Annotated in this window: 19 protein-coding genes and 1 tRNA gene; 11 read left to right on the plus strand and 9 right to left on the minus strand. The window is 70.2% G+C overall.

Translation table 11 applies throughout. The annotated features are described in order from the left end of the window. Window position 1 precedes the first annotated feature (1 nt). Window positions 2-2,941, plus strand: coding sequence for a hypothetical protein (locus VZQ01_RS36870; RefSeq protein ID WP_426745996.1), 2,940 nt, complete (start codon window positions 2-4; stop codon window positions 2,939-2,941). Between the two features lie 3 nt (window positions 2,942-2,944). Here the strand turns inward: VZQ01_RS36870 and VZQ01_RS36875 are convergent, their stop codons facing one another. Continuing rightward, window positions 2,945-4,336 (minus strand): MBL fold metallo-hydrolase RNA specificity domain-containing protein, encoded by a 1,392-nt coding sequence (locus tag VZQ01_RS36875; protein WP_426745997.1) that lies wholly within the window; start codon window positions 4,334-4,336, stop codon window positions 2,945-2,947. A 34-nt stretch (window positions 4,337-4,370) separates the two neighbouring features. Between VZQ01_RS36875 and VZQ01_RS36880 the strand changes: the two genes are divergently transcribed. Continuing rightward, a complete protein-coding gene (locus VZQ01_RS36880) occupies window positions 4,371-5,750 on the plus strand; it encodes a sigma 54-interacting transcriptional regulator (RefSeq protein WP_248545254.1) in 1,380 nt (459 codons plus the stop codon). On the opposite strand, the gene VZQ01_RS36885 is transcribed toward VZQ01_RS36880, so the two are convergent. The 3 genes from VZQ01_RS36885 to VZQ01_RS36895 form a co-directional block, all read right to left on the minus strand. Next, window positions 5,751-7,082 (minus strand): serine/threonine-protein kinase, encoded by a 1,332-nt coding sequence (locus VZQ01_RS36885; protein ID WP_426745998.1) that lies wholly within the window; start codon window positions 7,080-7,082, stop codon window positions 5,751-5,753. Between the two features lie 53 nt (window positions 7,083-7,135). Further along, complete coding sequence (locus tag VZQ01_RS36890; protein ID WP_426745999.1) at window positions 7,136-11,281, minus strand: serine/threonine-protein kinase; 4,146 nt, start codon at window positions 11,279-11,281, stop codon at window positions 7,136-7,138. Between the two features lie 294 nt (window positions 11,282-11,575). Further along, a complete protein-coding gene (locus VZQ01_RS36895) occupies window positions 11,576-11,827 on the minus strand; it encodes a helix-turn-helix domain-containing protein (protein ID WP_223747546.1) in 252 nt (83 codons plus the stop codon). 272 nt (window positions 11,828-12,099) lie between these two features. Here VZQ01_RS36895 and VZQ01_RS36900 point away from each other — a divergent pair, with 272 nt between their 5' ends. The 6 genes from VZQ01_RS36900 (at window position 12,100) to VZQ01_RS36925 (ending at window position 18,240) form a co-directional block, all read left to right on the plus strand. After that, on the plus strand, window positions 12,100-12,507 hold the full coding sequence (locus VZQ01_RS36900; RefSeq protein WP_141328948.1) for a (deoxy)nucleoside triphosphate pyrophosphohydrolase: 408 nt from the start codon (window positions 12,100-12,102) through the stop codon (window positions 12,505-12,507). A gap of 37 nt (window positions 12,508-12,544) precedes the next feature. Beyond that, the gene (locus VZQ01_RS36905) at window positions 12,545-13,441 is read left to right on the plus strand and encodes a hypothetical protein (protein ID WP_223785583.1); all 897 of its coding nucleotides are present in this window, start codon (window positions 12,545-12,547) and stop codon (window positions 13,439-13,441) included. A gap of 149 nt (window positions 13,442-13,590) precedes the next feature. After that, the gene (gene ftsH, locus VZQ01_RS36910; protein WP_223785584.1) at window positions 13,591-15,636 is read left to right on the plus strand and encodes an ATP-dependent zinc metalloprotease FtsH; all 2,046 of its coding nucleotides are present in this window, start codon (window positions 13,591-13,593) and stop codon (window positions 15,634-15,636) included. 108 nt (window positions 15,637-15,744) lie between these two features. Then, window positions 15,745-15,987: an RNA polymerase sigma factor region1.1 domain-containing protein gene (locus VZQ01_RS36915; protein ID WP_046714502.1), complete on the plus strand. Its 243-nt coding sequence runs from the start codon at window positions 15,745-15,747 to the stop codon at window positions 15,985-15,987. A gap of 98 nt (window positions 15,988-16,085) precedes the next feature. Next, complete coding sequence (locus tag VZQ01_RS36920) at window positions 16,086-16,721, plus strand: nucleotide exchange factor GrpE (RefSeq protein ID WP_223747547.1); 636 nt, start codon at window positions 16,086-16,088, stop codon at window positions 16,719-16,721. Between the two features lie 61 nt (window positions 16,722-16,782). Further along, window positions 16,783-18,240, plus strand: coding sequence for a trypsin-like peptidase domain-containing protein (locus tag VZQ01_RS36925; protein ID WP_141328950.1), 1,458 nt, complete (start codon window positions 16,783-16,785; stop codon window positions 18,238-18,240). Window positions 18,241-18,262: 22 nt separating this feature from the next. Here VZQ01_RS36925 and VZQ01_RS36930 read toward each other — a convergent pair whose 3' ends face one another. Beyond that, entirely contained in the window at window positions 18,263-18,901 is a 639-nt protein-coding gene (locus VZQ01_RS36930; protein WP_267700543.1) for a DUF6066 family protein, read from the minus strand. Window positions 18,902-19,069: 168 nt separating this feature from the next. On the opposite strand from VZQ01_RS36930, the gene VZQ01_RS36935 reads away from it, so the two are divergent. Continuing rightward, complete coding sequence (locus tag VZQ01_RS36935) at window positions 19,070-19,429, plus strand: PilZ domain-containing protein (RefSeq protein ID WP_046714499.1); 360 nt, start codon at window positions 19,070-19,072, stop codon at window positions 19,427-19,429. Between the two features lie 157 nt (window positions 19,430-19,586). Here the strand turns inward: VZQ01_RS36935 and VZQ01_RS36940 are convergent, their stop codons facing one another. Continuing rightward, on the minus strand, window positions 19,587-21,137 hold the full coding sequence (locus VZQ01_RS36940; protein ID WP_223747550.1) for a Glu/Leu/Phe/Val family dehydrogenase: 1,551 nt from the start codon (window positions 21,135-21,137) through the stop codon (window positions 19,587-19,589). Window positions 21,138-21,450: 313 nt separating this feature from the next. Here VZQ01_RS36940 and VZQ01_RS36945 point away from each other — a divergent pair. After that, window positions 21,451-21,522, plus strand: a tRNA-Thr gene (locus VZQ01_RS36945). 637 nt (window positions 21,523-22,159) lie between these two features. Beyond that, on the plus strand, window positions 22,160-22,741 hold the full coding sequence (locus VZQ01_RS36950; RefSeq protein ID WP_267700544.1) for a hypothetical protein: 582 nt from the start codon (window positions 22,160-22,162) through the stop codon (window positions 22,739-22,741). A gap of 75 nt (window positions 22,742-22,816) precedes the next feature. Here the strand turns inward: VZQ01_RS36950 and VZQ01_RS36955 are convergent, their stop codons facing one another. The 3 genes from VZQ01_RS36955 to VZQ01_RS36965 form a co-directional block, all read right to left on the minus strand. Continuing rightward, window positions 22,817-23,140 carry a hypothetical protein gene (locus VZQ01_RS36955; protein WP_426746000.1) on the minus strand — a complete coding sequence of 108 codons (324 nt, stop codon included), beginning with the start codon at window positions 23,138-23,140 and terminating at the stop codon, window positions 22,817-22,819. 122 nt (window positions 23,141-23,262) lie between these two features. Next, window positions 23,263-23,586, minus strand: a complete 324-nt coding sequence (locus VZQ01_RS36960; RefSeq protein WP_223747553.1) for a hypothetical protein — start codon at window positions 23,584-23,586, stop codon at window positions 23,263-23,265. A 66-nt stretch (window positions 23,587-23,652) separates the two neighbouring features. Beyond that, window positions 23,653-23,976, minus strand: coding sequence for a hypothetical protein (locus VZQ01_RS36965; protein ID WP_223747554.1), 324 nt, complete (start codon window positions 23,974-23,976; stop codon window positions 23,653-23,655). Between the last annotated feature and the right edge of the window lie 43 nt (window positions 23,977-24,019).

Raw genomic sequence — 24,019 nt, forward strand, 5'->3', positions numbered from 1 at the left:
CATGCACCCGCCCGGTGAAGCCGCGTGGCCGGAGTCGCTCCGGCCGCTCTACGAGGAAGTCGCGAGCACTCCCGCCACGGAGGCGGTGGAGGCGTCCGCGCGCTGGAGCACGTCCTTCGCCGATTGGGTGCGCGGGGCGTCGCTGGAGGAGCGGACGCTGGCGCAGCTCGCCGCCTGGGAGCGGCTGGCCCGGGGAGAGCGCGGGCTCGGCGAGCTGTTGTTCCTGGTGGGCTCGTGCAGTGAGCTTCTGTGGCCCTATGCGGCGCCGCCGGCGGGCTTGCTGGAGCGGTTGTTGTCGCGGCAGGGCGCGATGCTGGAGATCCTGCGGGGCACGGGTGAGCCGGAGGTCGCGGCGCGGGTGCTTCGTGAGAGCGAGGCCGCGCTGTCGACGGTGCTGACGCGGTACCTGAAGCGTCACCCGGACTCGCTGCTGTCGCTGGTGGGGAACGTGCCGTGTACGTATGACGGGCATGCGCTTCGCTTCCTCGACTCGGTGGAGGTGGACCTCAAGCGGGTGATGGCTTCGGGGAACAAGGCCATCGGGATGCTGGAGCAGCTGCGCATGCTGCTGCCGGCGACGGCGGAGGCAGGGCGCGACAAGCTGGCGGACTACATCCGAACGCGGGCCTCGCGGATTCCGTGGCAGGAGGCCTCGGAGGTGCTGGCCGAGCGGCTGTTCGCGCTGGCGACGTCTCCGGATGGACGCGGGGCGATGCGCGGGTTCCTGGCGTGCTACCCGAACGGGCGCAAGGAGCCGGAGTGGTGTGCTCGCGCGGGGGTGTTGCTGGCGCGCACGTTGGAGGTGGGTGGGTCGCCCGCGGTGGTGGAGAACCTGTGCGAGCTGCTGGGGCGCTTCGATGCGCCGCCGGTGGATGGGCTGCGCGGGGCGTTGGGCGCGTTGGTGGGCAGTGACTTCGACACGCTGACGGACCTGGGACCGGTGCGCTTCGTGCTGGACCACTGTCAGGCGAACCTGCGCAAGGGTGAGCCGGGGCTGGTGCTGACGCAGGTGTGGCTCGAGGAGCGGCTGTTCCGCGCGTCGGTGCGCAAGGGCTTGTCGGACGCGTTCGAGCGGCGCAAGCGGATGCGGGCGAAGCTGGAGCCGATGGCGACGGGCTTCGCGCACCTGTGCTGGCTGGCGGAGGAGTGCGCGGACTTGTGGCCCAAGCTGGGGTCGGAGAATCGGCCCGGGTTGGATGAGCTGGCGGCGTGGCGGGACGAGGTGGCGGAGCGGATTGCTCGCAAGCCCATGCCTCGGAAGGCGGCCATCGAGTTCTTCCTGTGGTGTGCGCCGGACGCGGCGTCGTCCGAGGCGGAGCTCGTGGTGCTGTCGCTGACGCGGACGGAGACGGACCGGCGACAGGTGCGGCGGCTCAAGGACCATCCGTCGTCTCGGGTGCGGCTGCGCGTCCGGACGCTGCAGCGCTGGTTCCAGGGGGCCACGGGGAAGGATGGCGCGAAGGCTCTGCCGCCCACGGGCGCGGTGGCTCCGGCGTCACTCACGGATGCGTTGAGGCATCTGCACGTGACGCGTGCGGTGCCGCTGAGTGGCCGGACGTGGCTCAGGGACCGTGACCTGGAGGAGCTGCTGTTCGGCGCGGTGTCTCGCGTGGAAGCGGACTTCTCGGCGCGCTATCCGGAGCGGTTCCGTGAGGACACGGTGGAGCTGGTGGACTCGCTGCTCGAGGCGCTGAGTGGCGAGCTGGGCCGCGTGAAGGCGGACCTGTTCTCGTTGCTGGCCCAGGGCCAGCCACCGCCGCTCGATTTCGAGCTGACGGTGCGACGTGTCGCGGAGCGGGTGGTCGAGGCGCCGAAGCCCTCGAGGCGAGGACGGGGGAGGGCGCCAGCCGTGCCCGTGGCCACCGAGGTGGGCCCGGTGGGCGTGTTGGACCTGTCGACCTCCTGGGCTCCCGTGGTCGAGTCCGTGATGGCCGAGGATGAGAGCGCGCGGAGTGGGGACGAAGCGCTGTCGATGGAGGACGAGGTCTCGCGCCTGTTGGAGGCGGAGGCGCTGTCGCGGGTCGAGGCTTCCGACGAAACGTCGCTCGCGGAGGTGAACGAGGGGCCTTCTGACGGACTGGCGGCCGTCGGGGAGTCTGTGCCTGCCGCCGATGCACGGGGCCCGCGGGAGGTGGAGGCCGTCGTCGAGAGCGCCTCCTCCATGGTCATCGCCACGCCGGCCGCTGACGGCGTGGTTGACGGCGGCTCACAGGTCGACGCCCCTGCAGCTGAGCCCTCGGCCGCCGCCGAAACGGCCCATGCGGAGGTTGACGGCGGCTCACAGGTCGACGCCTCCGCAGCTGAGCCCTCGGCCGCCGCCGAGCCGGCCCCTGCGGAGCCGCTGCCTCCGCTGGTCGCGCCCACGGGGACCTCCGCTTCCGAAGCACGTCTCCCCGACGAAGACCCCTCCGCACGCTCGCGGCGCGGCCGAGGCAGACGAGGCTCGTCGGACCGGGTCCCGGACTCACGCACCTCGGGCACCGAGGTGGCGTTCATGATGAACGCCGAGGTCGACGGCTTCGTCGACACGGAGCGCGCGGTGCTCGTCCAGGTCGTGAAGCTGGAGCAACGTGGAGAGGGCCAGTGGCTGCCCCACTTCCGGCTCGGCCGTGAAATGGTCGATGGCCTGCTGTCACGCACCGACTCGGCCTACTGCCTCTTCCTCGTCCCGCCCATCCCTCGCGCCGAGTGCTGGATGCTCCCAGCCCGACTGGTGCGTGACCTGATGGACGCCCAGCGCTCCCTCACCACCGTGTCCCGGGACTCCGTGGCCCGCGCCGCGCGCTCCCTCTCCCAGTGGTGGATGGGCGACTTCGTGAACCTCTGGACCGGAGACGAGCGGACCGCGTTCCTCGAACACGTCTCCCCCGAGTCCCCGAACGCACCGGACTTCGTCGTCCGGTGCTCCTTCCACTCGGGGGCCCGCACGCCGAGGCCTTGAGCGTCAGACCGCCAGCTCCAGCTCCACCTTCTCCAGGTAGCCCGGCACATACGCCTTCCAGCCCTTCGACTGCACCCGCCGCCGGAGGGCCTCCAGCGCGTCCGGCTCGCCGTGCACCAGCAGCGTCTGGCGCGGCGGCGAGTCGAACCCCTCCATCCAGCGCATCGTCTCCGTCCAGTCCGCGTGCGCGGAGAACCCGCTCACCGTCCGGATCTCCGCGCCCACCGGCACCACCTGCCCGTGGATGCGGCACTCCTTCTCCCCATCCAGCAGCTTGCGCCCACGCGAGCCCACGGACTGGTAGCCCACGAACAACACCGTGTTGCGCGGGTCCGGCAAGCGGTGCTTCAGGTGGTGCAGCACGCGGCCTCCCGTCGCCATGCCGGACGCGGAGATGATGATGGCCGGCCCCTCGTGCAGGTTCAGCCGCTTGCTCTCCTGCGCCGACGTGACGAACCGCGTCTTCTGTGTCGCCAACGGTGACGCCCCACGCTCCACCAGCGACTTCATCACCAGGTCGTGCTCCTCGGGGTGCGCCAGGTACACGGGCGTCGCGTCACAGGCCATCGGCGAGTCCACGAACACATCCACCACGGGGATCTGCTTCGCCTCCTCCAGGTTGCGCAGGTGGAAGAGCAGCTCCTGCGTGCGCCCCACCGCGAACGCGGGAATCACCACCACGCCCCCACGGTCGAACGCGCCCTTCACCGCGTCCCGCAGCGCTTCCATCGGCTTCTGCTCGCGGTGCTGCCGGTCCCCATACGTGCTCTCGACCACCAGCGTCGTCGCCGAGTCCACGCTCTGCGGGTCCCTCAAGATGGGCGCCTGATAGCGACCCAGATCTCCACTGAAGACCACGCGCTGGCGCGTGCTCTTCAAGTCGAAGACACAGACGGCCGAGCCGAGGATGTGTCCCGCCCGATAGAAGGTCAGGGTGATGCCCGGGAGGATCTCCTTCGGCCGCTCGTAGCCGAAGGTCTCGATCATCCCCACCGCGCGCTCGGCGTCCGGGACCGTGTAGAGGGGCAGGGCGGGGTGGTGCTTGGAGTAGCCCTCCTTGTTCGCGTAGCGCGCCTCCTCCTCGTGCAGGTGCGCCGAGTCCGGCAGCAGCAGGGCCGTCAAGTCCCGGGTGCCGGGCGTGGTGTAGATGGGGCCGTCATAGCCCTCGCGAATCACGCGCGGCAGCCCACCCGTGTGGTCGATATGCGCGTGCGTGAGCACGATGGCGTCCAGCTCGCGCGCGGGGAGCGGGAGCGGTTGCCAGTTGCGCTGTCTCAGCTCCTTCTGTCCCTGGAAGAGCCCACAGTCCACGAGCACCTGCTGCCCGTCATGCTCGAGGAGGAACTTGGAACCCGTCACGGTTCCGGCGGCGCCGAGGAAATGGAGGGAGGCCATGGCCCCCAGTCTACCGTGCTAGCGTGGGATGCTCATGAGTACCTCCGAGCGTCCCCCCGGGGCAGACCGCTTACCCTCCAAGGGCGAGGACGCCCAGCAGACCCGACCCACGGGTACCGGACGCCCCGGCTTCACGGGCGCGGTCCGCCGCTTCCGGGTCACGCTCCTGGAAGGCCCCCAGCCCGGCGTCTACAAGGACTCCAACGCGGACACCTTCTCCATCGGCTCGCACGGGCTCAACGACTTCGTCATCGACGAGCCCACCGTCTCGCGCTTCCACTGCGAGGTGCGCATCGAGCGCGATGGCGCCCGGGTGCGGGACCTCGACAGCCTGAACGGGACGGTGCTCGACGGCGTCCACGTGCGCGAGGCCTACCTGCGCGGAGGCAGCGTGCTGCGCCTGGGCCGCGTCAGCCTTCGCTTCGACTTCAGCGCGGAGAGCAACCGGCTGCTGATCTCCGAGCGCACCGCCTTCGGCGAGCTGGTGGGCACGTCCGTCGTCGCGCGTGCCAGCTTCGCGCTCATGGAGCGCGCCGCGGCCAGTGACGCCACCGTGCTCCTGGAGGGTGAGACGGGCACCGGCAAGAGCCGCGCCGCGCTGGCCATCCACCGCGCGGGCTCGCGTGCCGCCGGTCCCTTCCTCACGGTCGACTGTGGCGCCATCCCCGGCAACCTGCTGGAGAGCGAGCTGTTCGGGCACGAGAAGGGCGCCTTCACCGGCGCGCTCCAGCGGCGCATCGGCGCCTTCGAGGAGGCCGACGGCGGCACCATCTTCCTCGACGAGGTGGGCGAGCTGCCCGCGGAGCTGCAACCCAAGCTCCTGCGCGTGCTGGAGCAGCGCGAGATTCGCCGGTTGGGCGCGAACACGTATCAGCCCGTCAACGTGCGGGTCATCGCGGCGACCCACCGGGACCTGCGCGCGGAGGTGAACGCGAGCCGCTTCCGGCCGGACCTCTTCTTCCGCCTCGCGGTGGTGCGCATCCTCATCCCCTCGCTGCGCGAGCGCCCCGAGGACATCCCCGCCATCGCCGAGCGCATCCTCGCGGGCTTCGGCGCCGCGCCCGAGCAGGTCTCCGCGCTCAACACGCCCGAGTTCATCAACCAGCTCCAGCACGCCGCGTGGCCCGGCAACGTACGCGAGCTGCGCAACCACCTGGAGCGCTGCCTCGTGTTCCAGGACGCGCTGCCGCCCGAGACCGAGACCGTGGGCGCCCAGGGTGTCATGGGGAGCCTGGTGGACCCGAAGCAGCCCTACGCGGATGCACGTCGCAGGGCGCTCGAGATCTTCGAGCGCGAGTACCTGGACGCGCTGATGCAGCTTCACCACGGCAAGGTGTCCCAGGCCGCCACCGCGGCGGAGATGGACCGCGTGTACCTCTACCGGCTGCTGCGCAAGCGCGGACTGCGGACGTAGCTAGCGCGCCGCGTGCTCGGTCACCTGGCCGGGCACGCCACCCGTGGTCCAACCCTCGAGCCGGGCCAGGGGACTCCCCGCGAGCTGCCGCGCGCCTCGCGCATCCGTCGAGAGCGCTCCGGGCTCGGCGTGCAGATAGACGCGCGTCTCGAGCTCCGTCCCCGCGAGCTCCAGGACACGCGCGAGGAGCCGCTCGGCGAGCTGCCGACAACCCCGTTGCTCCAGCGCCCGCGCCGGCGCCTCGTCGGACAGCGCGCGCCACGCGAGCAGGGCATTGCCTCCCTCCAGCGCCAGGGTCCACCCCGCGGACTCCAGCAGCTCACGGCCCGCGTCGAGCGCGGCGTCCCTCGCGTCGAGCGCTTCGTCCGTCGGGTCCACGTCCGAGGTCGCGAAGCGCAGGTCCAGGTACAGCGCCGAGGCCCAGGTGTTGGAGTCGGAGGATGCGATGAGCGCCGCGCGCAGCGCCGCGAGGAAGCTCGTCACGTCCGGCCAACGCTCCTCGGGCCTCTTGGCCAGACAGCGTGAGACCACCGCCTCCAACGCCGCGGGCACCCGGACGTGTTCGCTCAAGCGGGGCGGAGGCGCGTGCAGGTGTTGCTCCTCGACCTCCACCGCGCTCTCGCCGTCGAACGGGGGGCGTCCCACGAGCAGCTGGTAGAGCAGCACGCCCAGCGCGTACAGGTCCGTGCGCGCGTCCACGGGGTGGCCGAGGATCTGCTCCGGCGCCATCGCCACCGGAGTTCCGAGCACCGCGCCCGCGGTGGTCAGCGCCGTGCCTCCGGACAGGGGCGCCACCTTGGCGATGCCGAAGTCCACCAGCTTCACCGTGAAGCCCTCGGGGCGCGGCAGGAACATCACGTTCTGGGCCTTCAGGTCGCGGTGCAGGATTCCCTGCCCGTGTGCCGCCGCGAGCGCGCTCCCCAGCTCCTCCATCACCGTGTGGGCCTCGGCGAGCGAGAAGGGGCCTTGCTGGGAGAGCCACCGGTCCAGGCTCTCTCCCTCCAGCCACTCCATGGCGAGCCAGGGCCTTCCGTCTCGCAGCTCCCCGTACTCCAGCACGCGGACGATGTGGCGATGGTCGAGCGCCAGGAGGGTGTCCGCCTCCTGCCTGAAGCGCAGGAGGACCTCGCTGACGTGGTTGAGGTGGGCCCGCACGACCTTCACGGCGGCGGGCGTCCGGGTGTCCAGGTGGATGGCGCGATAGAGCGACGCGGTGATGCCGGAGTGGACCCGCCGCTCCACCATCCACGCGCCGACGAGGGCTCCGGGCTCCAGCTCGTCGCCGTACAGGGCGACCTGGGCGTTGCCCTCGCGCTTGTCCCACTCACTCATTCCGGCCCTCCATCCCCTGCGCTCGCGTCCTTCCAGGACGTCCCATCGGGTGCCTATGGACCTGTCTTGGCACGCGTGCTCGCGGGAGCGCCATCCGGCCACTGGCCCTTCACGGCAGACTCGAGCCCTCGCACACGCGAGGTCCAGAGTGGAGCCTCGTGTGCGGTCTGCTCCACCTCGGCCACCCGGGCACCCAGCGCTTCGTCGTCGCCCGCCGCACGGGCCGCTCGCGCCGCCCAGACGAGGACCTCCATCCGTTCATCGGGCGGCATCCGTGTTCGCGAGGCCTCCACCTGGGCCTCCCAATGCTCGCGGGAGTAGGGCACCGAGGCCGAGGACTCGGCGACCACGCGGCGCACCACCTCGCCCATGAGCTGGTCCGCCGACGTGAGGCGCACGCGTGAGGCCTGTTCATCGAGCCACGCGAGCTGCTTCGTGGCCTCGGACAGGTCGCCCAGCTCGCAGCACAGGCGCGCCACGAGCAACGCGTCCTGCGCCATGGAGTGGGGGAAGCAGCGCTGGCTGAGCACTCCCGCGCGTCTGGCCAGCGGCAGGGCTTCTTCCGCGAGGCCCTGGTAGCCCAGGAGCACGGCGAGGTTGAACGCCGAGGTGCGCTCTATCTGCACGTTGCCGAGCTCGCGTCCCAGGCTCACCGCGCGCTCCAGGTCCGTGCGCGCCCCCGCCACGTCGCGACGCTGGACGTGGAGCACCAGGCGATTGTTGAGCGCGACCCCCAGGTGCAGCGTGTCTCCGGTGGACTCGCACAGTGCGATGGCCTCGGCGAAGCGGCGCTCGGCGTCGTCGAGCTGCCCCGTCCAGCCCAGCATCGCGCCGAGCATGGCCAGGGCGATGGCCTCCGTCTCCTCGTCGCCCGTCGCGCGTGCCAGCGTCACGGCTTCTTCGAGGGGCGCGATGGCCCCCGTGATGTCTTCCCGACGCACGAAGGCGCGCGCCTTGGCCAAGGCGTGGCGCGCGGCCAGCTCGGAGGGGACGGGTTCTCCGAGCAACTGGAGCGCCTGCTCCTGCAGGGCGGTGGACTCGTCCGTGTCGTCCCGCCAGTCGAGCGCGGTGGCTTCCTCCAGGAGCAGGTCCGCTTCGCGCAGCACGGCGCCTCGCGAGACGGCGATTCGCCGCGCCTCACGAAGGTCCTCGAGGGCGTCGTCGATGCGCTGGAGCCGGTAGCGGACGCGGCCCCGGCCCGACAGCAGCTCCAGTCGACGCACGTCATGCTCGCGAGGCGCGCACTCCAACGCGGCGGAGAAGTGGCGCTCGGCCTCGAGCAACCGGTGTCCACGGCGGCTCGACTCCGCCAGGGCGTGGTGGAGCTCGAGCGCCAGGATTGTCTCGCCCGCGCCCTCGGCCCATCGGGCGCGCCGGGGCAAGGGGGCGTCGGGCAGGGACTCCAGGGCGGCGGAGCAGATGCGGCGACGGAGCGCTCCAGGCAGCCTCGCGGCGAAGGCCTCGCGCAACAGGGCGTGCTCGAAGCGCCAGCGGCGGGGGCCTCGGGGCTCGAGCATCCCGAGCCGCGCCAGTCGCTCCAGTCCGACGCCCGGGTCCAGGGAGAGGTCCAGCGCTTCGCTCCCGTCGAGCCGGGTGAGCGTGGCGGACAGCTCCTCCCAGCGCACGTCTTCGCCGAGCACGGCCGCCACCTGGAGCAGCGCGCGCAGCCCGGAGGGCAGGGCGAGGAGGCCGCGCTCCGCCACGCGCTCGTCCGGGCTCTCCACGGCCAGCGCATCCAGGGCCTCCGCCGCGAGATAGCCTCCTCCTCCGGCGCGAGTCCGGATGGCGCCGGCGGCCCTCAGCGCGCGGACCGTCTCCACCAGGCGCAGCGGCGAACCGCCACAGCGCTCCACCAGCTCACGGAGCATGCTCTCCGCGGGGACATCGACGGGACGCAGGAGCTGCCGCAGCACATGGCTCGCGGCTTCGTCATCGAGGGGCGCGAGCGTGCGCCGGGCGCTGTCCGCCGCGCGCTCCCCGAAGTATGGGCGCAGCTCCAGCAGTCGAGGGCGTCCAGTGAGGACGATGCAAAGCGGCGAGGTGAGGCCGGAGAGCGTGGCCAGCTCCAGCGCGTCGAGCGCGGTGGGGTCCAGCGTCTCCGCATCGTCCACGAGCAGCACCAGGGGGCGCTCCTCGGCACGGCGGCGCAGGTGCGACGCGAGCGCTCGTGCGAGGTGCTGCCTGCGCGCCGCGGGATGCGCGGTCGCCAGGTCCAGCGTCGTGTTCGTGCTCTCGATGAGCCTGCGCACCCCTTCGTCAGAAGAGGTGGTTGGCGGCAGGCCGAGGAGGGTGGCGATGAGGTGGCCCAAGCCACTCTCGGTGGCGCTGCCTTCGTCCCGCTGCGCTCCCACCAGCAGGGTGGACAGAGCGCCTGCTGTCAGCAGCTCACCGTGGAGCTCGGTCAACAGCCGCGTCTTGCCGAGCCCTTCGTCGCCCAGCAGGGTCAGCAGCATGGGCGAGCGCTGCTCGCGCACCTTCGTGATGCCCGCGCGCAGCCAGTCCAGCTCCGCGTCGCGGCCCTGCACGGTGGCGATGGGGAGAGGGGCGAGGTCCGATGGCGTGGGTGTGCTGACAGGGTCGAGCGCGCCGAGTCCTTCACGCGCTTCGGCGGTCAGCAGGAGTGTGTCGGATGGGGTCGCGGGCTCGGGCCACCACCTGCCCACCTGTTCGAGCGCGACGCCACCGAGAACCCATCGGCCACCTCGCTCGCGCACGCGGAGCCGTGCCTGGTGCACGACGCGCATCGAGCCGGGAGGGAGCTGGCTCGTCAGGGCTTCCGCGGCCTTGAGCGCGGCGCGCAGCCCCGACTCGACCTGGGGCGCATGGGGAAACGCGAAGATGGCGAGCCCCGGCTCCATGCGCGCCAGCTCCGCGCCGGTGCTGGTGAGGAGTCCCCGCAGCGTGGGGACATCGAGCGGCGTCTTGACGCCCAGCAGGGCGACGTCCCTGGCTCGTTGTGCGGAGGTCTCCGAAAGGCCCGGGGGGCTCTCACCCGTCGTGGCGACCGTGCGCGGTTCGGGAGACTCCAGCACTGGCGCGGAGGTCCCCATCAGGACCCCGTCCGCGTCTTGCGTCGCGCTGAGCAGTGGCGGGGTTGAGGCCCTCGAAATGGTCTCCGTTTCGAGCGCATCCGCCACGTTCGCCCTTTGCGTCGGGCTGAGTTGCGGCGGTGCGGAGGTCCTCGCCCCGGTCTCGGCATCGAGCGCATCCGCCACGTTCGCCCTTTGCGTCGGGCTGAGTTGCGGCGGTGCGGAGGTCCTCGCCCCGGTCTCGGCATCGAGCGCATCCGCCACGACCACCCTTTGCGTCGGGCTGGGTTGCGGCGGTGCGGAGGTCCTCGCCCCGGTCTCGGCATCGAGCGCATCCGCCACGCCCGCTCCCTGCGTCGCGCTGCCCCGTGGCCTCCCAGAGGTCCCCTTCCGCGGCACGGCTTCGAGCGCATCCGCCACGCCCGCCGCGCCGGGCCCGCGCTCCTCCGGGGCCTTCGCCAGCAAGCGGGACACCAGGGCTTCCAACTCGAGCGGCACCGCCCACGGGGCCAGCTTCGAGAGCACCGGTGGCCTCCGTGCGACATGCGCTTGGAGCACCGACGCGGTGTCTCCCACGAACGGCGGACGCCCACACAGCAGCTCGAAGAAGACGACGCCCAACCCGTAGAGGTCCGCGCGCGCATCAATGGCTCGCGCATCGAGGCACTGCTCGGGCGCCATGTACTCGGGCGTGCCCAGGCGCTGCCCGGTCCTTGTCACCGTCGGCGCGGGCGCCGCGTCCCGCTCCACGCCCAGGCGCGCCAGCCCGAAGTCCACCAGGACCAGCCGCTCTCCGGAGAGCATGATGTTCTCCGGCTTGAGGTCGCGGTGCACCACCGCCGCGGCGTGCACCCGCGCCAGCGCGCGCGCCAGGGCAAGCATCACCGGCCTCGCCTCCTCCCACGGCATCGCGCCCGACCGGGGCAGCTCCGCCAACCGCTGCGCGAGCGTCTGCCCGGCGATCAGCTCCATCACCACCACGGGCTCACCCGTCAGCGTGCGGGCCTCGCCCAGCAGCTCCGGCGTCACGGGCGGGCCGATGCGTCGCAGTGCCTCCAGCTCCCGCGCCAATCGTTCCGCGGCAAGCGGCTCCAGCACCTTGAGGGCCACGGGCCGGCCGTCGGACTCCCGCCGCGCGGCGAGCACACGCCCGAAGCCGCCTCGTCCCACGGAGACGCCCCGCTGGTACCCCGGGACGTCCGGAAGGGGGGCCGGGGGGACTCTCGGCGGGAGCTCGGCCGAGGGGTGGAGGGGACAGTGCTCCACCACACGGCGATGACAGGCGGGACAGCGCATCGATGGCGGCGGCGAGGGGGGAGAGAGAGTCCGACGTGCGAGCGGGCCCGTCGAAGCATCGCCTCTCGGCGGCATGGACGGAAGACCTCCCCCGATACGCCCCCGTCCATCCGTCAGGCGCCGGTCGGGGCCATCAGCCCTCGTCCCGGCGCGCTTCCGGACGCATCCTCAGTCACTCATCTCCGGCAGCTCCTCCGGCAGATTGTCCGGATCCAACCGGAGGATGATGCACAGCCGTACCAGGGTGGAGATGGTGGGCACCATCACCCCGCGTTCCACTCGGGAAAGAACCTCCACGGGCATCTCCAGGCGCTCGGCGACTTCCTCCATGCCGAACCCCTTTGCCTGGCGGGCGGCCTTCAGTGCCGCCCCGAGCACCTCGGCCCTTTCCGCGCGACTCGTCTTCATGGATGCGAGCATGACGCCATCCGGCCCGCTCGTCATCCAATTCACCACATGCTTTGTCGCCGACGCCCGGCCTCCAACACTGACGTGGGGCTGGAGTCGGAGCCGGGGAGGCCTCGGCCGGCGGGGTGCCCGGCGCAGGGTGGAGTGCCACCCTGGAGGAGGGCTGGGCGCCTGCCTGGGGCGTGCCTAGGCTGCCTGAATGGGGGCTGTGGCATTGGCGCCGGGCGAGGGCTGTGTTAGGCCGCCCCTCCCTCGTTGGCCTGCCCAGGAGTCAGGAGAAGCGAATGGCCCGTCGCCACGTCCGCGTCGTCGGTGCGATGCTCGAGAACGAGCAGGGACGCTACCTCATCACCCAGCGCCCCCCCACCGCGTCGCTCCCCCTGCTGTGGGAGTTCCCCGGCGGACGGGTGGAAGAGGGGGAGAGCGACCCCGAGGCGCTCATCCGGGAGATCCACGAGGAGATGGGAGTGGCCGTGGAGGTGCTCGACCAGGCCATGCACACCCGCCACGAGTATCCCACCTACGACATCGACTTCCGGGTGTTCCGCTGCCGTCTGGCCGAGGCCGAGCACCACATCCGCCACCTGCGCGTGCATGACCACCGCTGGGTGACGCTGGAGGAGATGTCGCAGTACCGCTTCCCCGACGCGGACGCCAAGACGCTGGCGAAGCTGTTGGACCTGGACTCCTGACGTGTGGCCCCGCTGGACCTGGGCCCTCCTCGTGGGGATGGGGCTCGCCGGTTGCTCCAGCCCCAAGCCCCTGCCGCCCGACTCGGGCGTCGAGGACGCCGGCGCCCAGCCCCCGGCGACGGGCCTGCCCGGGTGTACCTGGTACGGCGTGCCGCTGCGCACCGGTGAGGTGCCCTCCGAGCTGCCGGAGCTGTCCGGCCTGGCCGCCAGCCGCCGCTTCCCCGGCGTCTTCTGGGCCCACAACGACTCCGGCAACGACTTCGAGCTGTTCGCCATCGACGAGACCGGCCGCGTGCGGGCCCGGCTGAAGCTCACCGGCGCCCAGCCCCGGGATCTGGAGGACGTGGCTGTGGGGCCGTGCTCACCCGGGGAGACGCGCACGTGTGTCTTCCTGGCGGACACGGGCGACAACTTCGAGATTCGCGACCAGGTGCGCCTGTACCGGCTGCCGGAGCCGGACGCGCTCGGCGACGCGACGGTGGCCGTGGAGGTGCTGGCCTTCACCTATCCGGACGGCGCCCATGACGTGGAGGCGCTGGTGGCGGACGCGCGCTCGGGGCGGCTCATGGTCCTCACCAAGACGCGGCGCTCGCTGGGGGAGGTCTTCGCGCTGGACGGCCTGAAGCCCGGCGCCGCCATCCAGGCGACGAAGCTGGGAGCGCTGGAGGCGCCCGGGGGCGTGGACCGCGCGACGACGGGCGCGTCGCTGCAGGCCTCCGGACAGCGGATGCTGATTCGCACCTACTCGCGCGTGTGGGAGCTGCGCCAGCCGGGGGCGGAGGATTTCGAGTCGCTCTTGAAGGGCTCGCTCGTCGAGGTGCCGGGCGGACCCCAGGCGCAGGCCGAGGCGGTGTCGTACCTGTCGGATGGCGAGGGGTATCTGCTGGGGACGGAGTTCACCGGTCAACCGTTGTGGCGCGTCGGGTGTCGCTGATCTCGCGACTCGGGTGCGTCCGGGGTGCAGGGAAACCGTCCAGCGGGTTGACGCTCTGGCGCCGGTGAACATCTTTGCCCGGCTGAGTGTGACGCCATCCGGGCACGGGGCCCGAATGAGCGGGGAGGGGGAGGGCGAGCGTGCCGACGATGAAGCCACAGGAGCTCCCGCCGGGTGTGGGCCCGCGGGGAAAGAAGTCCGACAAGCCAGGGACGCCGGGCAAGGGGTTCAAGTTCGGCTCACCGCTGGGCTACATCCTGCTGCTCGTCCTGGGCTTCCTTCTCTTCCGGAACGTGTTCCAGGACGCGGGCGTCCGCCGGGTGAGCTACAGCCAGTTCCGGGACGCGGTGGAGTCCGGCAACTTCAGCCGGGTCCAGATCTCCAATGAGTGGGTGAAGGGCTTCCTCAAGGACACCGCCCAGCCGCCTCCGCCGGCGCAGGGGGAGCGTCCGCTGCGAGGCGAGCCCAGCGCGCTGCCGTGGATGGCCTACCGCGTCCAGGGGGACGAGTCGCTGGTGCCGCTGCTCGAGCAGAAGGGCGTCCAGTTCGAGGCGGTGCCGCAGTCCGGGTTGGGCGAGGCCCTGTGGATCTGGCTGTTGCCGCTGGGGCTGTTCTTCCTCTTCTGGAGCTTCATGATGCGCCGGGTGGCCGGCGGCATCGGCCAGGGTCCGCAGAGCGTCATGAGCTTCGGGAAGACGCGCGCCAAGGTGCAGGCGGAGGCCGACACCGGCGTGGGCTTCAAGGACGTGGCGGGCGTGGACGAGGCGGTGGACGAGCTGCGCGAAATCGTCGAGTTCCTCAAGACGCCGGAGAAGTTCCGCCGCCTGGGTGGCCGCATCCCCAAGGGGGTGCTGCTGGTGGGTCCGCCGGGCACGGGCAAGACGCTCTTGGCGCGCGCGGTGGCGGGCGAGGCGGGCGTGCCGTTCTTCAGCCTGTCCGGCTCGGAGTTCGTGGAGATGTTCGTCGGCGTGGGCGCGGCCCGCGTGCGCGACCTGTTCGCCCAGGCCACGGCCAAGGCGCCCTGCATCATCTTCATCGACGAGCTGGACGCCATCGGCAAGAGCCGCAACTCGGGCGTGGCCGGCGGCCATGACGAGCGCGAGCAGACGCTCAACCAGCTGCTCGCGGAGATGGACGGCTTCGACAGCCGCGCGGGCCTCATCATCCTGGCGGCGACCAACCGTCCGGAGATCCTGGACAGCGCGCTGATGCGGCCGGGCCGCTTCGACCGGCAGGTGCTGGTGGACCGTCCGGACAAGCGCGGGCGCGAGCGGGTGCTGGAGATCCACGCCCGCGGCGTGAAGCTGGGCCCGGACGTGGACCTGAAGACCATCGCCTCGCGCACGCCGGGCTTCGCGGGCGCGGACCTGGCCAACGTGGTGAACGAGGCGGCGCTGCTGGCGGCCCGACGCAACCGCGACGCGGTGATGCGGGCGGACTTCGAGGAGGCCATCGAGCGCGTCGTCGCGGGCCTGGAGAAGAAGAACCGCCGGATGAACGAGCGCGAGAAGGAGATCGTCGCGCACCACGAGGCGGGCCACGCGGTGGTGGGGTGGATGCTGCCGCACGCCGAGCGGGTGACGAAGGTCTCCATCATCCCGCGCGGGCTCGCGGCGCTGGGCTACACCATGTCGCTGCCCCTGGAGGACCGCTACCTCATGTCGCTGGACGAGCTGCGCGACAAGATGGCGGGGATGATGGGGGGCCGCGCCGCGGAGGAGATCTTCATCGGCGAGGTGTCCACCGGCGCGTCCAACGACATCCGGCAGGCCACCGAGGTCGCGAAGATGATGGTGCGCGACTACGGCATGAGCACGCTGGGGCCCGTCGCGCTCAGCGCGGACCACGGCCCCAACTTCCTGCGCTCCGCGGGCCTGCCCGAGTCGCGGACGTACTCGGAGCAGACGGCGCGGATGATCGACGAGGAGGTGCGCAAGCTCGTCAGCGAGGCGCTGGACCGGGCCCGGGAGGTGCTCAGCAAGCACCGGGACAAGGTGCAGGCGCTGGCGGCGCGGCTGCTCGCGGTGGAGGTGGTGGAGGAGGACACGATGGTGACCATCCTCGGCCCCAAGGTGCTGGCGCAGCGGGGGCTGTTGCACCCCGAGGCCCGCCAGGTCATCTCCGCCCACCCGGTGGGCAGCAACGAGGAGCCGCCTCCGCCGACGCAGCACGCCGACAAGCCCCTGGACTCGTAGCCGACGTCCGGGCGCCTGCTCTCCGGCCTGGCCCACGCCCCCCGCCACCGCGCATTCCTGCGGTGTCCGGGGGGCGAAATTATCTTGAGACCTAAAGGAGGCGTCGCCGTGGAGAACAGGATCGGCAAGAGCTACATGGCCCGGAAGGCCCTCTTCGCGAAGGGGCTCAAGGAGGGGCGGCTCACGGTTCAGGAGATAGAGGAGGCGCTGCCGGCGGGGACGTTGACGGCGGCGGAGCGCTGGCTCCTCTACTACTCGCTGCGGGCCGCCCAGGTGGAGATCATCGACGAGGTGACGGGACAGGTCGACCATGGGTTCATGGCCGAGTCCCCCGCCGCCCAGGAGCACTAGCTCCGCTCGTTGACACGCACTCGCGCGCGGTTAGGTTGCGCCCGTTGACGCCTACCCGCGCGTGAAGCGCGCTCTTCCACCTCGACTTCAGGTTCGACATGTCCGGTCCCTCGCACTCCGACCCCTCCCAGGAATCCCAGCACGCCCAGTCCGCCAACGGCGGAGGTCCGCCGGGCCCGGAGGCCGGTGCGGCGGGCGAGGCCGAGGCCAGGACGCCCGCCGATGACGTGGTCTCCGAGGCGGCCGACGCGGAGAAGGAGCGGCTGCGCGCCGACCTGGAGTCCTCCCGGCGCCGGGTGGACGAGCTGGCGCGCGCCTACCAGGCGGTGAACAAGGACCGCGAGGAGTTCAAGCAGCGGCTCACCCGCGAGCGCGAGCGGATGATGGACGTGGAGCGCGGCAACGTGGCCGTGGCGCTCCTGGAGGCCATCGACGAGCTGGACCGGGCGCTCTCCATGAGCGGCCAGGACAACTCGCCCCTGGCGCAGGGCGTGCGGATGATCCGCGACTCGCTCTTGAGCAAGGCCCAGGGCATGGGCATCGAGCGCATCAGCGTGACGGGGCAGCCGTTCGACCCCAACGTGGCCGAGGCCACGGACATGGAGATCACCACCTCGCCCGACGAGGACCAGAAGGTGGTGGCGGAGATTCGCGCGGGCTACCGGCTCAAGGAGCGCGTCATCCGCCCGGCCCGGGTGAAGGTGGCCAAGTACGTGGCGCCCGCCCAGGCCTGAGGACGTCCCCACCGGAAAACGAGGAAGACGGCGGCGGGGTGGGTTGTTCCCGTCGCTCGTCATGCGCCGCCGTATAAGCTGCCACCTCGTGGCTTCCCGACTGCTCTTCGTCCTGTTGTCCGTGGCCGTGCTCCCCCTGACGGCGTCCGCCGAGGAGGGGCCGGTGGGGCCCTGGCTGCAGGCGCGCATGCGAGAGCACGCCGCCTGGTTCTCGTACCAGGGCTCGGGTGAGGCCCGCCCCGGCGGCGCGCTGGGCCTGTGGCGCGAGCGCCCCGCCGGGGAGACGGGCCTGCCCGCCTTCGTGCCGCCCACGTCGCTGGCGCCGTTGATCCGCGCGGTGGAGGCGGGCGTCGTCAACATCACCACGGTGAGCCCCCGGGACAGTGGCCTTGCCGGGATGAAGCGCTCGACGGGCTCGGGCTTCGTGCTGACGCCCGACGGGCTGGTCGTCACCAACAGCCACGTGGTGTCGGGGGCGAGCAAGATCGCCGTGCGCCTGTCGGACGGCCGAGAGTTCTCCGCCGAGGTGGTGGGCCGCGACGCGTCCACGGACGTGGCGCTGCTGAGGCTCAGCGGCTCGGAGATGGGGGACCTGCCCGCGCTCTACCTGGGGGACTCGGACCGGCTGGAGGTGGGGGACTGGGTGGTGGCCATCGGCAACCCCTTCGGCCTGGACCACTCGGTGTCGCACGGGATGATTTCGGCCAAGGAGCGCGTGCTGGGCGTGGGCCAGTTCGACGACTTCATCCAGACCGACGCGCTCATCAACCCGGGCAACTCCGGCGGGCCGCTCTTCAACATGAAGGGCGAGGTGGTGGGGGTGAACACGGCCATCATCAGCCAGGGGCAGGGCATCGGCTTCGCGGTGCCCATCAACCTGGTGAAGGACCTGCTGCCGAACCTGCGGGAGAACGGGAAGCTGACGCGCGGCTGGCTGGGCGTCATCGTCAACGACGACCGGGAGAGCGCTGAGCGCCGGGCCCCGCTGGTGAAGGACGTCTACCAGGGCAGCCCCGCGGCCGCGGCCGGCATCCGCTCCGGGGACCGGCTGGTGGCGGTGAACGGGCGCACCATCGGCTCCTACCTGCAGCTGCTCCGGAAGGTGGCGCTGCTGGCGCCCGGGACGGAGGCGAAGCTGACGCTGCTGCGCCAGGGGACGACGCAGGAGGTGGCGGTGCGGCTGGTGGAGCGCCCCGCGCAGGAGGCCGCCGAGGGGCTGGTCCAGCGGGTGACGAGCGACGAGGACCTGGGGCTGACGCTGCGGGATTTGACGCCCGAGGTGGCCGCGCCGCTCAACCAGGTGGCCTGGGACGGGGCGCTGGTGTCCGCGGTGTCGCCCCGAAGCCCCGCGGAGGCGGCGGGGCTGCGCATGGGCGACGTGGTGACGGAGGTCAACCGCAAGCGGGTGAAGGACGCGGCCGGGGTGCGCGCGGCCCTCTCCAAGGGGAGCTCCGGGGCCAGCATCCTCCTGCGCGTCAAGCGCGGGGACTCCCAGCAGTACCTGGCCATCGCCCGGTGAGGGAGCCCCCGAGGACGTCCGCCTAGCGGCTGGCGTTGGCGTCCTTGCCGTTGAGCCACAGGCCCAGCGGGTGGCCCGTGCGGCCCTCGGTGAGGATGAGCCCGTCGATGCGGGCCGTCACGCCGTGGTTCTTCCCGCCGCCCTTCTTCGGCAGGGACCACACGGCCTGCGGCGTGAAGACGACCTGGGCGCGCACCTGCCGCATGGAGAACATGCGCGAGAAGAGCGAGCCGTTCCACCCCTCCGGCAGCGTGCCCGTGACGGTGAGGAAGGGCAGCACCGGGTTGCCGTTGCCGTCCTGCTTCTTCGGAGCGCCGTGGGTGAGCGCGTAGCGGCCGCCCGGGAAGAACGGGGTGATGTTGATGGTGTACTCCCCGGCGCCCGGGTTGTACGGCCCCGGCGACAGCATGGTCGCGTCGTCCTCGCCGATGATCATGTACAGCCGCTTGCCCTGGTACTTCTTGCGGAAGGCCTCCGCGTCCGACTTGCACTTCGGGTCCACCAGCGCCCCTTCACACGCGCCGATGTACTTCTCGAGGAAGGCCCCCAGGCCTCCCAGCGGCTCGGCTTCGTCGCGCAGCTTGGCGAAGCGCGGGTCCACGTCGGCCAGGGCCAGGGTGGGCAGGAGGAGGGCGACGGCGGCGACCAGAAAGCGGCTCAAGACGAGGGGCTCCGGGGTACGGGGGGAATCCGGATGGTGCCATGTCCCGCGCAACAGGGAGCAGCCTTCTCGTAGGTGCGTGGGAGTAGATGTAGGTAGATAAGTTGCCTACATGTAGCCACCATGTAGGGTGTGCCTGTCACCACCTGTTGCCGGGAGGCACCCCCAGTGTTCGAGCGTCCGCAAGAGCGCCGCAGTCACCTGCGCTTCGACAAGGTCTTCACCGTCTACCTCACCACCCAGGACGGGATGATGAGGGGGGTGGGTCGCAACATCAGCGCGCGAGGCATGTTCGTGGAGGTCCGCGACGCGGTGGGGCTGGGGGAGAAGCTGAAGGTGACGTTCGCGGGCGAGGACGGCACGGAGATGACGTGCCTGTGCGAGGTGCGCTACCAGGTGGCGCTGGCGTTCGGCCGCAAGGACGGGCGCGAGGGCTCCAGCCGCGGGGTGGGGCTGCGAATCGTGGCGTACGAGACGCACGACGACGCGCCGCTGCTCCTGGTGGACCGCGAGCGGGTGATGCACTGAAGTGCTCGTGGCCGCCTGGCTGAGCGGCCCGGTGGCCCGACGACGCTCCCGGGACAGGGGGCCGCCTGGGGCCGCCACAGCGGGCGCCACGACATGACAAGGGCACGGTCCTCACGAGGAGAACCGTGCCCTTGGCGCTTTCAGGAGGCGAGAGGGCCTACTGCGAGAAGCCCTCGAGCAAGTAGTGGGCCTCGATGCGCTTGAGCGCGAGGATCATCGCGGCGCAGCGGCTGTCCACGGCCTCGCCGACGCAGTACTGGCGGCTGTCGTGCATGTCCGTCTTGCGCGGCTGGTTGCGGGAGATGTCGCGGATGATGCGGTAGTTGCGCTTCATCGCGCGCTCCAGGCGCTGGTCGACCTCGGCCTCGCTCCAGCGCTCCATGCGCTTGTTCTGGATCCACTCGTAGTAGCTCACCGTCACGCCGCCGGCGTTGGCGATGATGTCCGGGATGAGCTCGATGCCGCGCTTCTGCAGGACGCGGTCGGCCTCCGGGGTGGTGGGGCCGTTGGCGCCCTCGGCGATGAGCTTGACCTTGAGGCGCTCGGCGATGTCCGCCGTGATCTCTCCACCCAGGGCGGCGGGGACGAGGATGTCCGCCTGGACATCCCACAGGTCCTTCTTCTCGATGCGCTGGGCGCCCGGGAAGCCGAGCACGCTGCGCTTGAGGTTCTTGGGGTCCTGCACGTAGGCGGTGAGCGCCTGCACGTCGATGCCGTCACCGTTGTAGATGGTGCCGTCCGCGTCGTTGACCGCCAGCAGGCGCGCGCCCATGCCGCCCAGGATGTTGGCGGCGTGGCTGCCCACGTTGCCGAAGCCCTGGATGACGAAGGTCTTGCCCTTCACGCTCTCGCCGCGGTCCGCGTAGTAGTCCTCGATGCAGAACGCGACGCCCTGGCCGGTGGCCTTGCCGCGGCCCTCGGAGCCGCCGATGCGCACGTCCTTGCCCGTGACGATGCCGCGCAGGTTGTGGCGCTCGCGCTCACCGTCGGAGAACTGGCGGTACAGGAGCGCCATGATCTCCGGGTTGGTGCCCACGTCCGGGGCCGGGATGTCGATGTTCGGCCCGATGAGGCTCTTGAGCCGGTACATGAAGCGCAGGGTGATGGCCTCCAGCTCCTCGCGGCCGTACTCGCGCGGGTCGATCTGGATGCCGCCCTTGCCGCCGCCGAAGGGGACCTCGGCGATGGCCGTCTTCCAGGTCATCTCCGCGGCCAGGGCCTTGAAGAGGTCCAGGGACACCTCACGGTGGTAGCGCAGGCCGCCCTTGTAGGGGCCGCGGGCCTGGTTGTGCTGGACGCGGTAGGCCTTGAAGCGCTGCGACTCGCCGGGGACCAGCTGGTAGACCTTGCCGTCCGGCAGGCGCAGGTGGCCCTGGCGGATGGCCACGTCGGAGCCCAGCAGGGCGCGGCCGTTGAGGATGATGCTGCCGTTGGCCAGGGCCTCCAGGCCCTCCTTGTTGCGCACCTGCGTCTCCGGCAGGTCCGCGAACTGCTTGGCGCGCTCGGGGATGAGCGGGACGAGGCGATCCTTCAGCTTCGCCGTCACATAGAAGATGTGCTCGTAGTCGGGCTCTTCCAGCTCCAGCCGGACGCGCTTGTCCAGCTTGATGAGGTCGGCGGCCCGATGGAAGATCTCCATCGCCTCGGTGTAGACGGTGCGCTTCGGCGTCGGCGCCGGAGCGCGCATGAAGTTCTCTTCGCTGGCCATGTCGAAAACGGCTCCTTGTGGTCCCAGCCACGCTCGGGCCGGGGACGCGGGGATAGCGGCGCCCTTATGTGCATATGCGCCAACCGAGTTCAACCGCCGTGGCGCCACGCTTCCTCCCGAAAAACCGGAGCGATGACGGGGACTTATGGCAACGCGCTGTGTCACCGACGGCGGATGCACCGTGTCATGGATGTCACGGTGGGGTGGGGTTGTTCGTTGGGGAACGAAGCACCTGGGCCGGATTGAAAACGGGAGGGCCTTCATTTCGGCTTGCCCTACCCGGAACGCCATGGTACTTCCCGCGCCGCCTTGCGCCGACATAGCTCAGCGGTAGAGCAACTGATTCGTAATCAGTAGGTCCCCAGTTCAAGCCTGGGTGTCGGCTAGAGAGTAGAGAAGGGCCGGTTGCGAAAGCAGCCGGCCCTTTTTCTTTTCGGCGTGCTGCTCGCCGGGCGGCCGGGTTCCCGTGCTTGCCTCATCGCCCTGGAGGCGGGCGGGCTTGCGCTCGAGGCTCCGGGATGGGGGGCTCCGCGCCTCCGTGCGTTCCCGCGGTCGTTGTGTCCGGAAGCCGCCGCGCGGGGCTCCACTCCTCCAGGTCTCTTCGAAGCGGGGGCGAGCACGAAGCGCTCGCGGACGTGGCGGCCGGAGCAGGTGAGGGCCGCGCCAGGGCGCTGCATCCGACGTGGGGTTCCAGGCTCGAAGCATGGTTCCGCGTAACCCCACTGGGAGGCTCGGGTGTGTGTCTTTGAGGAGTCGTCTGGATTTTTCCACGGCTCTCGATGTCTGACTTGATGAGTGTCCGCGAGCGGACGAATCCACGGTTCTCGAATGACACCTGGGTGCGCCGCTGACCCATCCGTGGCGTTCTTCCAGGTCCGGGCAATGGCAGACAAGTGCTGATTGAAATCCTCCATTTTAACTGGAAATGCGTGTTTTCCTTGTTGTGATTTGCAATGAAAGGGAGCCCGATGTTAGGAAGGTTGCGGCTCAGGCCAACACCAGACAACACAGGAGAAATACCCATGACGAGGAACGTGAAGCGTTTCCTGGCCGTCTCCCTGCTGTCCCTCGCGCCGTCCGTCGCCGCCGCCGAGCAGTTCGACTTTGGTGGGCTGGAGTTCTTCCGGGGTGAGTACGTCACCGCGGTGAAGACGGAGACCTTCGAGCTGAAGGCGCGTCACGCCGAGGGTGGCGCGTCGCTCCTGGCGAACCCTCTGCAGACCTTCGCCGTGGGCAACTGGACGGGCGTCAATGTCAGCTTCGGTGGCACGCTTTCCGGCGTCCGCCTGCCCATTCCCCCTCCGAACCCGCTCGGCCCCGTCGCGAAGCCGTCGGTCAACGGCGTCTTCCAGATTGAGGTTGCTCCGGCCACCTCGGTGACGCAGACGTACTACTACACGACCAATCCGGCGGACCCGACGGGCGCGGCGAAGACGTGCCTCTGGCAGCTGGCGGTGACGTACAACGCCGGCACCGCGACCTGTTCGGCCACCATCGGTCAGGCGGCCTACGGTACGCAGGGCGTCCTCTGCTACCTGGACAATGCGCAGTCGTGGATCAACCCGACCACGTGTGACGCGCAGGTCGTCTCCGCCATGGAGTGAGCCGGGCTTCCTTCCGCGGGTGGCGCGCTCGTCGCCACCCGCGGTGGGGTTCGTTGCTCAGGGTGGAGTAGGGGCTCAGTAGTCCCAGGCGTCCAACTCGACGGTGCTCTTGTACTGAGAGACCTCGGGATGGGCCTGCTTCAGCGCGACCATGATCTGCTCCAGCCAACGCTGGAGTTCGGGACCGTCCTTCTCGACCTTCGCCCCATAGATGAAGGTGTACACGATGGTTCCGGGAGCGGTCTGGTCCGGCATGGCTCTGTAGAGCGAGAGCCGCAGGGCCCCGTCGTTGTTCTCGTCTATCTCGTCTGAGGGCGTGAAGTAATGATGCTTGGCGAGATAGTCGCTGATGAAGGACGTGGCGGTATCGGCAACGGTGTCGATGGTCGTGGGATTCATTCGAGGAGAGTTCCGAACGTGGCCTCTTGTGGTCCCCTGTCGGCGGCTCGCGGCAACCTGTGAGAGTGCAGACGAGGCAGGCCGAGAGGTGATCCCGCCGGCCCAGTTTGGTTGATGGGTACTCAGTCGGCTGCCGGGTCGAGCTCGATGGTGCTCTTGAACTGAGAGACCTCGGGATGGGCGTCCTTCAGCGCGGTCATGAGTTGCTGGGCCCACTGTTGAAGCTCGGGACTCTTCTCGCTGTACTTCGACCCATACACGAAGGTGTAGACAAGGGTTCCGGACGAGGTCTGGTCCGGCATGGTTCTGTAGAAGGAGAAGCGCAGCGAACCGGGTTCCTCTTCGTTCACCTCGTCGTCGGGCGTGAAGTACCCGTGCTCGGTGAGATAGTTCTTGATGAATGACGTTGCCGTGCTGGCGACCGTATGAATGTCAGGGGGACTCATTCGCAGGAGGGCTTCAAACGTGTGTTTCGCGTGATGGGTCTCGCGGCCCGCGCATTGAATGGGCCCTCAGTAGTCCGATGAATTCAGCTCGATGACGCTCTTGTACTGGGAAATCTCTGGATGGGCCTCCTTGAGCGCGACCATGATCTGCTGCAGCCAATTCTGGAGTTCGGGACTGTCCTTCTCGACCTTCGACCCATAGATGAAGGTGTACACGATGGTTCCTGGTGTAGTCTGGTCTGGCATGGCTCTGTAGAGCGAGAGCCGCAGGGCACCGGGATCCGATGAGTCAACCTCCTCATCAGGCGTGAAGTTCCCGTGTTGGGTGAGGTAGTCGTCGATGAAGGACGTGGCGGTATCTGCGACGGTGTCGATATGGGTAGGGCTCATTCGAGAGATCTCCAGAAGTGTTTTTGAGTCGGTGGATGGGGGC

Source organism: Myxococcus faecalis (genome assembly GCF_050039385.1).
Classification (GTDB): domain Bacteria; phylum Myxococcota; class Myxococcia; order Myxococcales; family Myxococcaceae; genus Myxococcus; species Myxococcus fulvus.